Origin of the sequence: Bacteroides congonensis (assembly GCF_900130125.1) — a bacterium.
Lineage (GTDB): Bacteria > Bacteroidota > Bacteroidia > Bacteroidales > Bacteroidaceae > Bacteroides > Bacteroides congonensis.
The window spans coordinates 566,989-582,194 of sequence record NZ_FQXY01000008.1 but is presented as its reverse complement, the minus strand read 5'-3'; the positions used below and the strand labels follow the sequence as shown (position 1 = coordinate 582,194).

The 15,206-nt window shown below is 47.6% G+C and carries 10 protein-coding genes; 2 read left to right on the top strand and 8 right to left on the bottom strand.

What is annotated here, in order from left to right; all coding sequences use genetic code 11:
* Positions 1-748: 748 nt before the first annotated feature.
* The 3 genes from BQ7997_RS05705 to BQ7997_RS05695 are packed head-to-tail and all read right to left on the bottom strand — an operon-like array spanning position 749 to position 5,554.
* Positions 749-2,092 carry a citrate/2-methylcitrate synthase gene (locus BQ7997_RS05705; RefSeq protein WP_044655774.1) on the bottom strand — a complete coding sequence of 448 codons (1,344 nt, stop codon included), beginning with the start codon at positions 2,090-2,092 and terminating at the stop codon, positions 749-751.
* Between the two features lie 25 nt (positions 2,093-2,117).
* Entirely contained in the window at positions 2,118-3,308 is a 1,191-nt protein-coding gene (gene icd / locus BQ7997_RS05700; RefSeq protein WP_073344412.1) for an NADP-dependent isocitrate dehydrogenase, read from the bottom strand.
* Between the two features lie 2 nt (positions 3,309-3,310).
* Positions 3,311-5,554, bottom strand: coding sequence for an aconitate hydratase (locus BQ7997_RS05695; RefSeq protein ID WP_073344410.1), 2,244 nt, complete (start codon positions 5,552-5,554; stop codon positions 3,311-3,313).
* A 66-nt stretch (positions 5,555-5,620) separates the two neighbouring features.
* On the opposite strand from BQ7997_RS05695, the gene BQ7997_RS05690 reads away from it, so the two are divergent.
* Complete coding sequence (locus BQ7997_RS05690; RefSeq protein WP_073344829.1) at positions 5,621-7,561, top strand: AAA domain-containing protein; 1,941 nt, start codon at positions 5,621-5,623, stop codon at positions 7,559-7,561.
* Positions 7,562-8,035: 474 nt separating this feature from the next.
* On the opposite strand, the gene ilvC is transcribed toward BQ7997_RS05690, so the two are convergent.
* The 5 genes from ilvC to ilvD form a co-directional block, all read right to left on the bottom strand.
* The gene (ilvC, locus tag BQ7997_RS05685) at positions 8,036-9,079 is read right to left on the bottom strand and encodes a ketol-acid reductoisomerase (RefSeq protein ID WP_073344403.1); all 1,044 of its coding nucleotides are present in this window, start codon (positions 9,077-9,079) and stop codon (positions 8,036-8,038) included.
* 109 nt (positions 9,080-9,188) lie between these two features.
* The gene (locus tag BQ7997_RS05680) at positions 9,189-9,932 is read right to left on the bottom strand and encodes an acyl-[acyl-carrier-protein] thioesterase (RefSeq protein ID WP_073344400.1); all 744 of its coding nucleotides are present in this window, start codon (positions 9,930-9,932) and stop codon (positions 9,189-9,191) included.
* A 21-nt stretch (positions 9,933-9,953) separates the two neighbouring features.
* The gene (gene ilvN / locus BQ7997_RS05675) at positions 9,954-10,517 is read right to left on the bottom strand and encodes an acetolactate synthase small subunit (protein WP_022138573.1); all 564 of its coding nucleotides are present in this window, start codon (positions 10,515-10,517) and stop codon (positions 9,954-9,956) included.
* Between the two features lie 56 nt (positions 10,518-10,573).
* Positions 10,574-12,271 carry a biosynthetic-type acetolactate synthase large subunit gene (gene ilvB, locus BQ7997_RS05670; protein WP_073344398.1) on the bottom strand — a complete coding sequence of 566 codons (1,698 nt, stop codon included), beginning with the start codon at positions 12,269-12,271 and terminating at the stop codon, positions 10,574-10,576.
* Positions 12,272-12,297: 26 nt separating this feature from the next.
* On the bottom strand, positions 12,298-14,100 hold the full coding sequence (gene ilvD / locus BQ7997_RS05665) for a dihydroxy-acid dehydratase (RefSeq protein ID WP_073344395.1): 1,803 nt from the start codon (positions 14,098-14,100) through the stop codon (positions 12,298-12,300).
* A 479-nt stretch (positions 14,101-14,579) separates the two neighbouring features.
* Between ilvD and BQ7997_RS05660 the strand changes: the two genes are divergently transcribed.
* Entirely contained in the window at positions 14,580-15,161 is a 582-nt protein-coding gene (locus tag BQ7997_RS05660) for an FKBP-type peptidyl-prolyl cis-trans isomerase (RefSeq protein ID WP_073344392.1), read from the top strand.
* Positions 15,162-15,206 lie beyond the last annotated feature (45 nt).

The following is a 15,206-nucleotide window of genomic DNA, read 5'->3' as shown; positions in this document are numbered from 1 at the left end:
GACGAATGAGTTATGCATACTAGAGATAAATTCATTGAACGCAGAAAATAAATAAAGACCAATTGAGATTAACTCATAACAGTACAGGTTTTGAACAAAATCATAATAGTTCCTGCATTACATAGAGTTTAAAATGATATAATTATCTTGCACACCTACACTCTTTGCATCTACTTGATTGATACATAGAGATATAAGCGTGTGCAAGATACCGTTGCAGATGTGTGCAAGATAAAAGTATCTTGCACGCTTTGTCTTTTTCAAAAAGTTCCTGATAATTCCCGAAAACTATGCAGTCATTTATAGAATCAAGGCATCAAATGACTTGTTCAAAGTAATGAAACAAAGTGTTTGCTATAGAGAAACACTTTGTTTCAAGTAAGTAAACACTTTGTTTCAAGCCTATGAACACTTTGTTTCAAGTACTTGAAACAAATGGGAACTACCGTCAACAGGAATGAATAGCTAAGTAATCACAGCAGACAGCGTGCAAGATACTTTTATCTTGCACGCATCTGCAACGGTATCTTGCACATACTTATATTTCTATGTATCAATTGAATAGATGCAAAGAGTGTAGGTGTGCAAGATAATTATATCATTTTAAATCTTGATGAAGCTAAATACTTGGCTCATTTCTGCACAGTTTTGAACTGTTTCTTATTTATCACAACTCCCCGAACAAAGTTGAAATTCAATCTTCGTTCGGGGAGTACTTTTATATATTCAACAAAAGGATTTGTCTTTGTCAACGCTTCTTGATAGGTACATAAGCCAAATCTTCGAGCACATTCTTGTAAGCAGGACGGATGATACGCTTGCCTTCGAAAGTCAGTTCCTCATTGCGGTGTGCACACCAACCTACGATACGTGCCATGGCAAACAAAGGAGTGAAAATTTCCTGCGGCAATCCGATCATTTCATAGACGAAACCCGAATAGAAGTCGATGTTACTGGAAACGGTCTTTCCGTTGTTCTTGATACGACCGAAAGTGGCGATGGCACGTTCTTCCAACAGTTCGAGGAAAGCAAATTCGCTTTCTCTGCCTTTCTCACGGGCAAGGTCGCGGGCAAGTTCTTTCAGCAAGAGCGCACGAGGGTCGGAAATGGTGTAGACAGCATGGCCGATACCATAAATCAATCCCGTTTTGTTGTACACTTCTTTGTTGAGCATACGGGTGAAATAAGTGTCTATTTCGTCTACACTAGTCCAGTCCTTGATATTTTCTTTCAAGTGCTGGAACATGTCGGCAACCTGGATATTCGCGCCACCATGAAGCGGGCCTTTCAGCGAACCGATACCCGCGGCGATGGCCGAATACGTATCTGTTCCGGTAGAAGAAGTGACACGGACGGTGAATGTGGAGTTGTTACCACCACCATGTTCTGCCTGAAGAATCAACAGCAGGTCGAGGGTGCGGGCATCCAGTTCGGTGTAGTCCTTTTTCAGCATATACAGGAAGTTTTCGGCGATAGACAGTTTTTCCTGCGGATGGCGGATATGCAGGGAACGACCGAAAGTGGCGTGGCGAAGCATATTGTAAGCATAGGCGATGATGGTCGGGAACTTCGAGATAAGATCGATGCTCTGACGCATCAGGTTATCACGGGAAGTATCATCCGCGTTGGCATCAAAACGATACATTTCGAGTACGCTGCGCGAAAGGATATTCATAATGTTGTTTCCTTCCAATTCGATAATATTCATTTTCGTTTTCTGTTCCAACGGCATGTTGTCGTTAATCAGTTCACGGAAAGAGAGCAGTTCTTCCTTATCCGGCAGACGGCCGGAGAGCAGCAGGTAAGCCACTTCTTCGAAGCCGAAGCGTTTCTCCTTGATGATGGCGTGTGAAATATCTTCCACGTCATAGCCACGATAGAACAATTTGCCCGGTATGGGTTTCAGTCCGCCGCCCGGAATACGTTCGTAGCCAACTACATTACCGATTTTAGTAAGGCCTACCAATACACCTGTGCCGTCTTCATTACGCAGTCCGCGTTTCACGTCAAACTTGGGGAACAATTCATTATCAATCCGGGTTGCTTCCTTCATATCTTCGGAAAGCTTGTAAATCAAGTACTCTTTCTTCATTTTTCTTTGTTTTTATTCGTTGCTTTTACTTTTCAATTCGTTCCACTATTTCGCGTGTGAAAGCGGAAGTTGAGAGGGAGATTCCGTTCGGCATAAAACGTGCTAGATCATGTGTAGCGCGAGCTTCAAGGAAACTTTGTTCCAAGACTTTCTCTATAAGAGCCGCCGCTTCTTTCCAGTCAAAATATTCGAGCATCATCACTGCCGAAAGCAGAATGGAGCAAGGGTTCACTACGTCTTTTCCCGCAATGTTCGGGGCAGTTCCGTGGGTGGCTTCAAAGATGGCGTGACCTGTCTTGTAGTTGATATTCGCTCCCGGAGCAATACCGATGCCGCCTACCATCGCTGCCAATTGGTCGGAGACGTAGTCCCCGTTCAGGTTCAAGGTGGCTATTACGGAATATTCTTCGGGAATCAGTAAGGTATTTTGCAGGAAAGCGTCGGCGATACAGTCCTTTATCACCAGTCTGCCATCTGCCAAGGCATCGGCAAATTCACGCTGCGCCAGTTCGTAGCCCCACTTCTTGAAACCGCCTTCGGTGAATTTCATGATATTACCTTTGTGCACCAACGTCACGGAAGGCAGATGATGGTCGAGCGCATACTGGCAGGCTGCACGTACAAGACGTTCCGTGCCTTCACGGGAGACAGGTTTCACGCCGAAAGAAGATGTTTCCGGGAAACGGACTTTCGTCACGCCCATCTCGTCTTTGAGGAATTTATAGAACTTTTCAGCTTCCGGAGTACCGGCTTCCCACTCGATACCGGCATAAATATCTTCCGTATTTTCACGGAATACGCACATATCCACTTTCTCAGGCGCTTTCACAGGCGACTGCACTCCCTGATACCAACGGACGGGACGGAGACAAACGTATAAGTCGAGCGTCTGGCGCAGAGCTACATTCAACGAACGGATGCCGCCACCAACGGGAGTTGTCAACGGGCCTTTGATTCCTATCAGATATTCCTGAAAGGCCTTCATCGTTTCATCCGGCAACCAGGAACCTGTCTCATTGAAGGCACGTTCACCTGCCAGCACTTCTTTCCATTCGATGCGGCGCTTGCCGCCATAGGCTTTCCGAACGGCCGCATTCACTACGGCCTGCATGGAAGGAGTCACTTCAGCTCCCACTCCGTCTCCGGTAATATAAGGTACGGTAGGCACATCGGGCACCAGCAGCGTACCATCTGCTTTCATGGTTATTTTATTCATGGTTATCTTGCATTTAAGGCAGAGCCGGCACGAAACCAGGCTATCTGCTGTTCATTGTATGTGTGCTGTACTTCAAAGCTCTCTTTCGTTCCGTCTTCGTGGTGGAGAACGATGGTGAGATTACGTCCCGGCGCGAAATGCACCAAACCAAGCACGGAGAGAACATCATGTTCGCGAATCTTGTCGTAGTCGGCTTTATCAACAAATGTCAGGGCAAGCATTCCTTGTTTCTTCAGATTCGTTTCATGGATACGGGCGAAGCTCTTGGCGAGAATCACACGGACATTCAGGAAACGGGGTTCCATAGCTGCGTGCTCGCGACTGGAGCCTTCGCCGTAGTTTTCTTCGGCAACGACAATAGAAGAAATCCCCTGTGTCTTATACAACTTCGCTGTACCGGAAACTGTACCGTAGGTATTTGTCGAACGGTTCCAAACGCTGTTCGTTTCACCGTTGAAGGCATTGACAGCTCCCATCAACATATTGTCGGAAATATTCTCCAAATGTCCCCGGAAACGAAGCCACGGGCCTGCCATAGAGATATGGTCGGTGGTACATTTGCCTTGCGCCTTGATGAGCAGGGGCATATTCAGCAAGTCCTGACCGTCCCAGGCAGGGAAAGGAGTCAGCAGTTGCAAGCGTTGGGAATCCGGTTTCACTTTGATTTCCGTTTTTGCTCCGTGCGGGGCGATATAGCCTTCGTTGCCCTGTGTAAAGCCCTTCAAAGGAAGTTCGTCGCCGACAGGTTCAGCCAATTTTACTCTTTCGCCATCGTGGTTCACTAATCTGTCTTTCAAGGGGTTGAAGCAGAGGTCGCCCGCGATGGTCAGTGCCATAGTCAGTTCGGGAGAAGCGACGAAAGCATAGGTGTTGGGATTGCCGTCGGCACGTTTCGCAAAGTTACGGTTGAAAGAGGTGACGATGGAGTTCTTCCGTGTCGGGTCGTCCGTCTCACGTTTCCACTGGCCGATACAAGGGCCGCAGGCGTTTGCCATAATGGTAGCTCCGATTTGCTCGAAAGCACCGATCATTCCGTCTCTCTCGGCAGTGGCGCGAATCTGTTCCGAACCCGGATTCACAATCAGCGGGGCGGCTACGCTCAAATTCTTTTCGGCTACCTGCTTCGCTAAAGAAGCGGCACGGCTCAAGTCCTGGTAAGAAGAGTTGGTGCACGAACCGATGAGTCCGACTTCCATTTTACGAGGATAGCCGTTCAATAATACTTTCTCCGCAAATTCGGAGATAGGCGTAGCAGCGTCCGGCGTGAAAGGGCCGTTTATGTAAGGTTCGAGTTCCGACAGGTCAATATCAATGACACGGTCGTAATATTTCGCAGGTTCATCCGTCACCACTTCGTCCGCCCGAAGGTCGGCGCCGACAGATTCCGCCCAGTCGACAACACAGTCTCTTCCTGTGGCTCTCAGGTAAGTAGCCATGCGCCCGTCAAACGGGAAAAGTGAGGTGGTAGCCCCTACTTCGGCTCCCATGTTGCAGATGGTTGCTTTTCCGGTGGCGGAAAGAGATTCGGTGCCGGGACCGAAATATTCGATGATGGCGTTCGTTCCGCCTTTTACGGTGAGGATGCCCGCCAGTTTCAGAATCACGTCTTTCGGAGAGGCCCATCCGTTCAGTTTTCCGGTCAGGCGGACACCGATAATCTTCGGCATCTTCAATTCCCACTCCATGCCGGTCATCACGTCCACGGCATCCGCGCCACCGACACCGATAGCCACCATGCCAAGACCACCTGCGTTCGGAGTGTGCGAGTCCGTTCCCACCATCATTCCGCCGGGGAATGCGTAGTTTTCAAGCACTACCTGGTGGATGATGCCTGCGCCCGGTTTCCAAAAGCCGATACCGTAGCGGGAAGATACATCGCGAAGGAAATCATAAACTTCTTCGTTGGTCATTCTTGCGGTAGCGATGTCTTCCTTCGCTCCTTTGTAGGCTTGTATCAAGTGGTCACAATGCACAGTCGAAGGCACTGCTACCCGGTCTTTGCCTGCATTCATAAATTGGAGCAGCGCCATTTGGGCAGTCGCGTCCTGCATAGCCACCCGGTCGGGGCGGAAATTCACATAGTCCTCTCCTCGTTTGTAATCCTTTACATCGGCTACATCATACAGATGAGCATACAAAATTTTCTCGGCCAACGTCAAAGGACGCTTCAATACAGCCCGCACGTGTTCTACCTTTCCTTTATAAGCAGCGTAGAAGGCTTCTAACATAGTCACATCGTATACCATATCGCTTTTAGTTTTTTTAGTCTATCTATAAAAATAACGAACGACGTTCGAGTAATGTTTAACAAAATGAAATATTTTTTCTACCCGGAGAGAAGAATTGTTACCTTTGCGTCTATTATGAATAATAATTCGAAAAGTCCGATAGCCGATCTTCAGCAACAACAACTCCTCTTACGGATGGAGTACGAATACGAGAAAGAAGAGTTCAAGCGGCAGACCGAAACGATGGGCGTCGCCCGGAAAGTGAAACGCGGTCTCTGCTGGTATCCCGTCTCTCTCGGCCGAAGTTACTACAATTCGCTGAATCAGCTTGTAATAGATATTACACGTACCGAAAATAAAGAGATAGAGCACTCTTTCGAGTTCGGACGTCCCGTCTGCTTTTTCCATCAGTCGCTCGAGGGGAAGATGAAGTATATGAATTTCATTGCTACCGTCAGTTATGCGGATGAGGAACGGATGGTGGTCGTGTTGCCCGGAGCGGGTGCTTTGATGGAACTGCAAATTCCCAATATACTGCTTGGCGTGCAGCTTTATTTTGACGAAACGTCTTACCGGGCGATGTTCGAAGCACTGGAAGATGTAGTCCGCGCCAAAGGCAACCGGTTGGCAGAACTGCGCGACACGCTGCTTGGAACGCTGAAACCGGGATTTCGTGAGTTGTATCCGGTACGCTTTCCGTGGCTGAACAGTACGCAGGAGACGGCTGTCAACAAAGTGCTCTGCACGCGCGATGTCTCCATCGTCCACGGCCCGCCGGGAACGGGAAAGACGACGACACTGGTCGAAGCGATTTATGAAACGTTGCACCGCGAGCCGCAAGTGCTGGTCTGCGCACAGAGTAATACGGCTGTCGACTGGATTTGTGAGAAGCTTGTAGACCGGGGCGTGCCGGTGCTGCGTATCGGAAATCCTACACGGGTAAATGACAAGATGCTGTCTTTCACTTACGAACGGCGGTTCGAAAGTCATCCGGCCTATCCGGAACTATGGGGTATCCGCAAGTCTATCCGCGAAATGAACGGCCGGATGCGCCGGAGAAGTTACGCCGAACGGGAGGGTATACGCAGCCGCATGAGCCGCTTGCGCGACCGTGCCACGGAACTGGAGATAGCCATCAATGCCGACCTTTTCGACAGTGCCCGTGTGATTGCCTCTACTTTAGTGAGCAGTAATCACCGCTTGCTCAACGGACGGCGGTTTCCTACCTTATTTATTGACGAAGCTGCCCAGGCACTCGAAGCGGCATGCTGGATTGCCATCCGCAAAGCCGACCGGGTTATTCTTGCCGGAGACCATTGTCAGCTTCCACCTACTATTAAATGTATAGAGGCAGCCCGTGGCGGACTAGACCACACGTTGATGGAAAAAGTAGTCCAACAAAAGCCATCTGCCGTTTCGTTGCTGAAAGTACAGTACCGGATGCACGAAGCTATCATGCAGTTTCCTTCGGACTGGTTCTACCACGGCGAACTGGAAGCTGCCCCCGAAGTACGTTACCGGGGGATTCTCGATTTCGATACGCCCATGAACTGGATAGACACTTCTGAAATGGATTTCCGCGAAGAATTTGTAGGTGAGAGTTTCGGGAGAATCAACAAGCAGGAAGCAAATCTGCTTTTGCAGGAACTGGAAGCATATATCAACCGGATCGGCAAAGACCGGATATTGGATGAAAGGATTGATTTCGGCCTGATTTCTCCATATAAAGCACAGGTACAATATTTGAGAAGCAAAATCAAGGGGAGCAGCTTTCTCCGCCCTTTCCGCAGCCTCATCACCGTGAATACGGTGGACGGCTTTCAGGGACAGGAACGGGATGTAATCTTTATCAGTCTTGTCCGCGCCAATGAGGACAGGCAAATAGGATTCCTGAATGATTTGCGAAGAATGAACGTAGCAATTACCCGGGCACGGATGAAACTAGTCATATTGGGAGACGCGAGCACGCTGACAAAACATCCTTTCTATAAAAGGTTGATGTTATTCATTAAAAAAGAGGATTAACTCATTAATCCTCTTTTTGTTTTATAAAGCCTACTTTCTCACGAAACCAGACTTTCATTTTTAACACAAACAAAACAAACAATATTTATTATTTTAAGTACTATCTTTTATACTTCCTCAATTTACCACCGGAGCAAATTAAAGACAGAATTTGTATCGAAACGATCCGTCATCTTACGGATATTTCTTTAAAAAACATCAAACTAAAAGGGGGAATCACTGTTAAAAAGAATCCTGCGAATATGCAGTCAAAAATCTAAATATACATCAAATACTTCTCATACGGTATTATTTGCTTCAGTTTGATGCTGCAAATATAAACATAAAGTTGCATTATTTGTCCATAATAGTAATATATTTTTCAAAAAACATTCACCAGTTTTACGGAACTGATTTCCAACCAATTTGCAGACAAAAGAAAAGGAAGAGCTTTTCAGCTCTCCCTTCCTATAAAACTTGTATAATTCAATCTGATTAATTGTTTTCAGGACGAAGTTTACGTACTGTAACAGCAGTCTGCCACATTTCGCTTTCGCGCAATGCTTTCAGTTCTTCTTCCAGTTTCTCGCGATAGTCTACTTTTGAGTTGCTGTCGATAGAAATCTGTGCTTCGTTACCAGTCTTAACGCTGTGATACAACTTTTCAACTACCGGTTTGATAGCATCGTGGAAGGGGCCCATCCAGTCAAGAGCACCACGTTGAGCAGTAGTAGAACAGTTTGCGTACATCCAGTCCATACCGTTCTTTGCGAACAACGGCATCAGTGACTGAGTCAGTTCTTCTACTGTTTCGTTGAACGCTTCGGAAGGAGTGTGGCCGTTTTCACGCAACACTTCGTATTGTGCGAGCAACAGACCTTGGATAGCACCCATCAATGAACCGCGTTCACCTGTCAGGTCGGAAGTAGCTTCACGCTGGAAAGTGGTTTCGAACAGATAACCTGAACCGATACCGATACCCAAAGCGATTGTTTTTTCGTAAGCCTTGCCTGTAGCATCCTGGTAGATAGCGTAAGAAGAGTTCAAGCCACGTCCTTCGAGGAACATAGTACGCAATGAAGTACCCGAACCCTTAGGAGCAACCATGATGACGTCGATGTCAGCAGGAGGAACTACACCTGTACGGTCGTTCCAAGTGATAGCAAAACCGTGAGAGAAATAAAGAGCTTTTCCGGCAGTCAGGTAAGGCTTGATAGTAGGCCATACGGACATTACTGCTGCGTCAGACAAGAGGCACATAACGATAGTACCTTTCTCGCAAGCTTCTTCGATTCCGAACAACGTTTCACCCGGAACCCATCCGTCTGCTACTGCCTTATCGTATGTTTTTCCTTCACGCTGGCCAACGATTACACTGAAACCGTTATCACGCAGGTTCAGTGCCTGTCCTGGGCCCTGTACGCCATAACCGATTACTGCAATTGTTTCATTTTTCAATACTTCACGAGCTTTTTCTAATGGAAATTCGTCACGGATTACTACTGTCTCAACAGTTCCGCCAAAATTCAACTGTGCCATTTTCTTTTTTGTTTTTAGTTTTGATGGCTTACGCCATCCGTTATTAATTGATTTTATATTCTATATGATTCAAATACTATTTCCGAGTTATTCAAATACTACTTTCAAGTTATTCAAATACCACCTTCGAGCGGCAGACTACTTCGCTGCCGTTCTTCTTCACTTCGACATGGAATTCGTTATCATTGACTTCGTCACAGAAGAACGAAAGTTCGTCTCCGAAATAACTTTCGGCTACGTATGCCATTTCAAAACGGCGGATACGCTTGGTCTTATACAGTTCTATCGGGAACAAATCAAGAATGTGTTCTATGTAACGGATGCTGTTCACATGACCGTTGATGTCGATGTCGCTATACTTGGCCGTCAGCGTAGCCAATGGCTGGTTGCTGGTCACCTTGATGCGTGAGGGCTTTTCTATCGGGCAAGGTTCATCACATACATAGTCTACGATGCTTCCGCCATGCAGTGTCAGGAGGTCGGCAGGTTTGCGGGTGTTCAGGTTAATCATGGCCCATACCGAACGGGCGTAACCTATCTTCTTGCCATCTTTGTCGATAACAGCAAAGTTACGGTCAGTAAACAGGCGATACACATTTTCCACCCATGTCTGAACCGAGAAGTCCTCGTATTGGTAGGGCATTTCGTCCAGTTCGACAGCCAGTCGGGAAAGCACCCAGGTGTAGTTGTCCTCGTTGAGCGTTGCGATGCCGAAACCACGGTCACTGGCGTGGAAACCTGCGCAATTCAGCAGATGGTTGCCCAGTACTCCCATTGTCAGACGTCCGTTGAAGTCCACGTGAAAGGGTTCTGCCACAAACTTGTAAGTTCCTATTTTATTTGATTCACTCATTATTTTTGCTTGATTCACTCATTATTCTTGCTCTTTTTTACTTTGGTTATAGCCGGCTTCCCGTCCGTCGAGAAACTCATTCACCCGTTCAAAACAACTGGTAGTAATGGCTACACGTCCCGAACGGACAAATTGCAAAACACAATTCAAAGCCTTCAGTTCACCGTAGAGCGAAGTTATATCCTCACTCATGCCGTTCTTCTCGACAATAGAGAATACGGGATTCACTTCTACCACGCGGGCATTGTACCTGCGTATCACCTTGGATGCTTCCGGTGTCTCCTGAAATTCGGGAGTAGATACCTTATATAATGCAATCTCATGGAAGTAGATTTCATCTTCCGTGAAGTAGTGCGCCTGGATAACGTCAATCTTCTTTTCTATCTGCTTCACTACCTTTTCTATCGTGTCCTTATCCGTCCAAGCCGTAATAGTATATTTATGTACGCCTTTGATGGAAGACGCGGATACATTCAGGCTTTCGATATTAATCTGCCGGCGGGTAAATACGGCCGTTACCTGATTCAGCAATCCGGCGATATTCTCCGAATGAACGATGATGGTATATAATGTCTTATCACTCATAATTCTTAATTTAAAATGTGAACTCTCAACTCTCCATTCTCAACTCTCAACTTCTCCTAGCACTCCAACAACATTTGATTCACTGAACCACCTGGAGGAGTCATCGGCAGGACATTACCTTCTTCCACCACACAGGCTTCGAGCAGGAACGGCCCGTCCGTCGCCAACATTTCACGAATGGCTTCCTTCAGTTCTTCACGGGTGAAGACACGTTTGGAAGGGATGTCGTAGGCCGAAGCTATCTTCATGTAATCCGGATTCAACATCGGCGTGAATGAATAGCGGCGGTTGAAGAACATGGCTTGCCATTGGCGCACGTTGCCGAGGTAATTGTTGTTTAGGCAGATAATTTTCACCGGAGCTTTCCGTTCCATGATGGTTCCCAACTCTTGGATATTCATCTGGAGTCCGCCGTCGCCCATAAATGCACATACGGTACGTTCCGGCGCGCCGAAAGTGGCGCCGATAGCGGCAGGAAGTCCGAAGCCCATCGTTCCGAGTCCGCCGGAAGTGATGATGCTGCGTTCTTTTGAATATTTAAAGTAGCGGGCGGAAATCATCTGATTCTGTCCTACGTCCGTCACCAAAACGGCTTCGTGACGGGTAGCGTCGCTTACCGCACGTGCTACTTCGCCCATGCTCAATGAGTCCGTAGCGGGATGAAGTTCGGGGCGGATTACTTTTTCTTCTTCTACCTTTTCGTATTCCTTGAAGCTGTCTATCCATTCGGTATGCGTGTTCTTTTTCAGAAGTTCCGTAACAGATGCCAGTGTATGCTTGCAGTCGCCCAGGACGGCGATATCTACTTTCACATTCTTGTTTACTTCGGCAGGGTCGATGTCGAAGTGGATTACTTTCGCTTGCTTGGCGTAAGTGGCGAGGTTGCCTGTCACACGGTCGTCGAAACGCATGCCGACAGCAATCAGGACATCGCATTTATTGGTGTTGATGTTCGGGCCCAAGTTGCCGTGCATACCCAACATGCCCTTATTCAACGGATGCTCCGTCGGCAAGGCCGAAAGTCCGAGCAATGTACAGCCGGCCGGCATATCCGCCTTTTCGATAAAGGCACGCAGTTCGCTTTGCGCATTCCCCAACTCAACGCCCTGTCCTACCAGTACAAGCGGACGTTCGGCATTGTTAATCAGTTCGGCAGCCGCCTTTACAGAGTCCGCGTCCGTATCGGGTACGGGAACATAACTGCGTATGAAATCGACTTTCGTCGGTTCGTATTTCGTTTTCTCGACTTGAGCATTCTTGGCAAAGTCCAGCACTACCGGGCCGGGACGACCGCTACGGGCAATATAGAAAGCGCGTGCTACCGCCCAAGCCACATCTTCGGCACGACGAATCTGATAACTCCATTTGGCGATTGGCTGGGTGATGCCCACCAAGTCAACTTCCTGAAAAGCGTCTGTTCCGAGGAACGCCGTTCCTACCTGTCCGGCAATCACAACGATAGGCGTACTGTCTATCATGGCATCGGCGATACCGGTAATCGTGTTTGTTGCACCGGGGCCGCTTGTCACCAGGCAAACACCGACTTCACCCGATACGCGGGCATACCCTTGCGCTGCATGGGCAGCTCCCTGTTCATGGCGAACCAAGATGTGGTTCAATGTATCTTGATGGTCGAATAAGGCATCGAATACCGGCATGATAGAACCGCCGGGGTATCCGAAGATGGTATTTACTCCCTGATGTTCCAGAGCACGCATCAACGCCTCTCCACCTGTTATTAAGTCTTTACTCATTCTTTTTTAGTATTGGAGGATGTGTATCAATCGATTATTCTCACTGCTCCCTTATCGGCGGAACTTACCATGCTGGCATATGCCTTCAGACTCTTCGGCACGTAACGGTCACGGGTGACGGGTGTCATCGGGCGGGCAGCCAGTTCTTCATCCGTTAGTCGCACGTTAATCGTCCGGGCCGGAATATCGATTTCGATAATATCTCCATCAACAATTTTCCCGATATTGCCTCCTGCCGCCGCTTCGGGAGAAATATGTCCTATACTCAATCCGGAAGTTCCACCGCTGAAACGTCCGTCGGTAATCAAAGCACATTCTTTTCCGAGATGACGGGATTTAATATAAGAGGTAGGATAAAGCATTTCCTGCATACCGGGGCCACCCTTCGGACCTTCGTGCGTGATGACGACGACGTCGCCACTGACGACTCGGCCTCCGAGGATGCCTTCGCAGGCTGCTTCTTGCGAATCAAACACTTTGGCAGGACCGGTAAACTTCCAGATACTTTCGTCTACACCTGCCGTTTTTACTACACAACCGTCCTGGGCGATGTTGCCTTTCAGTACGGCCAGTCCGCCGTCCTTGCTATATGCGTGTTCAAAATCACGGATACATCCGGTGGCACGGTCTTTGTCCAATTCTTTATAATACATGCCTTGTGAACCGAGTACGAGATTGAAACGGTTGGCGGCTGCGCTGGAATATTTCTTGATAGCTTTCTCGCTGACATTCGGGCTGGTGATTGAATATTCGTTGATTGCTTCCGCAAGTGACATTCCGTCTACGCGGCGAACGGAAGTGTCTATCAATCCGGCTTTTGCCAGTTCGTCCATGATGGCGATGATGCCACCGGCACGGTTTACGTCCTGGATATGATATTTCTGTGTATTCGGGGCAACTTTGCAGAGACAGGGAGCTTTGCGGGAAAGCAGGTCGATGTCGTCCATCTTGAAGTCTACTTCCGCTTCGTGGGCAACGGCCAGCAGGTGCAGAACCGTATTGGTAGAACCACCCATTGCAATATCGAGTGTCATTGCGTTCAAGAAGGCTGCGCGGGTAGCGATGCTGCGCGGCAATACGCTTTCGTCTCCTTCGTTGTAATATTTCATGGCATTCCCGACAATCAGTTTGGCAGCGTCCTTGAAGAGTTGCGTACGGTTTTCGTGAGTAGCTACGATGGTTCCGTTTCCGGGAAGAGCCAGTCCGATAGCTTCGTTCAGGCAGTTCATAGAGTTGGCTGTGAACATACCGGAGCAGCATCCGCAGGTAGGACAAGCGTTCTGCTCGATATTGGCAACTTCTTCGTCGCTTACGCTTTGGTCGGCAGACTTAATCATTGCGTCGATCAGGTCGAGGTGCTGCCCGTTCCACTCTCCGGCTTCCATCGGTCCGCCCGATACAAATACGGTAGGGATATTCAGGCGCATGGATGCCATCAACATTCCCGGGGTGATTTTGTCGCAGTTGCTGATACATACCATCGCGTCTGCCTTGTGGGCGTTGACCATGTATTCTACACTGTCGGCAATGATGTCACGGGAGGGAAGCGAGTAGAGCATTCCGTCGTGTCCCATGGCTATACCGTCGTCAATGGCTATGGTGTTGAATTCCGCAGCGAAGCATCCCAGCTTTTCAATCTCCGCCTTCACCAGTTGACCGATTTCATGTAGGTGTACATGCCCCGGCACAAACTGCGTGAACGAATTGACGATAGCGATAATGGGCTTGCCCATCTGTTCTTTCTTCATGCCGTTGGCTGCCCATAATGCACGGGCTCCCGCCATCCGACGGCCTTGTGTACTAAACGAACTGCGTAATTGCTTTTTCATTTCAATCTGTCTTTTAATTAAAGAGCCTCTCTCACAAGTGAGAAAGGCTCTAAATTTTATCTTTTATGGTACGAACACATACAACACAAAAACCTTCCTCACGCTCTTGATGGAATCACCACGACGCGAATAATATGCAGGACTGCCAGGTTTAGAGATGTATGTAACATATTCATATCTTCTTTTCTTTATTTTCGTGCTGCAAAGGTAAGGGCTTTTTTATTATCTCCAAACAAATCGAAGAAAAAAATCACATAAAAACTAATAATTGTAAGATAACAGCGGTATTATTTCTCTATTTTATCACTTAAAGGTTGAATTTACAACTATTATACAAGTATCGTCCCCACCGAACCTTTCTAACAAAAGCACTTAATAATCTGAAATTTACATTCCCTATGTCCGTGCACAAGCAAATAATTCGTATCTTTGTCAACCCGTATCCCGGGATTTATTAATTTAGAAATATAAAATATCAGATGGAAACAGTAGAAAACAAGTACATTACCGTTGCATACAAACTATATACAATGGAAGATGGTGAAAAAGAGTTGTTCGAAGAAGCAAAAGCGGAACACCCTTTTCAATTCATTTCAGGTTTAGGAACAACACTCGAGGATTTCGAGAATCAAGTGGCTGCTCTTTCTAAAGGTGATAAATTTGAGTTTACCATCGCAGCGGATAAAGCATACGGTCAATATGACGAACAACACGTGATTGACCTTCCTAAAAATATCTTCGAAATCGATGGTAAGTTCGACAGCGAACGTATCAAAGAAGGCAATATCGTTCCTTTGATGACCGGTGACGGCCAGCGCGTGAACGCAAGCGTAGTGGAAATCAAACCGGACGTGGTAGTAGTTGACCTCAACCACCCGTTGGCAGGCGCTGACCTTATCTTTGAAGGCGAAGTGATCGAAAGCCGTCCTGCTACTAACGAAGAAATTCAGGAATTGGTAAAAATGATGAGTGGCGAAGGTGGCTGCGGTTGCGGATGCGGCAGTTGCGGCGACGGTGAATGCGGCGACGATTGCGGTTGCGAAGGCGGACACTGCCACTAATTAAGAGATATTGCTGTTGTTGATAACAGCAGTCAATAAAAATAA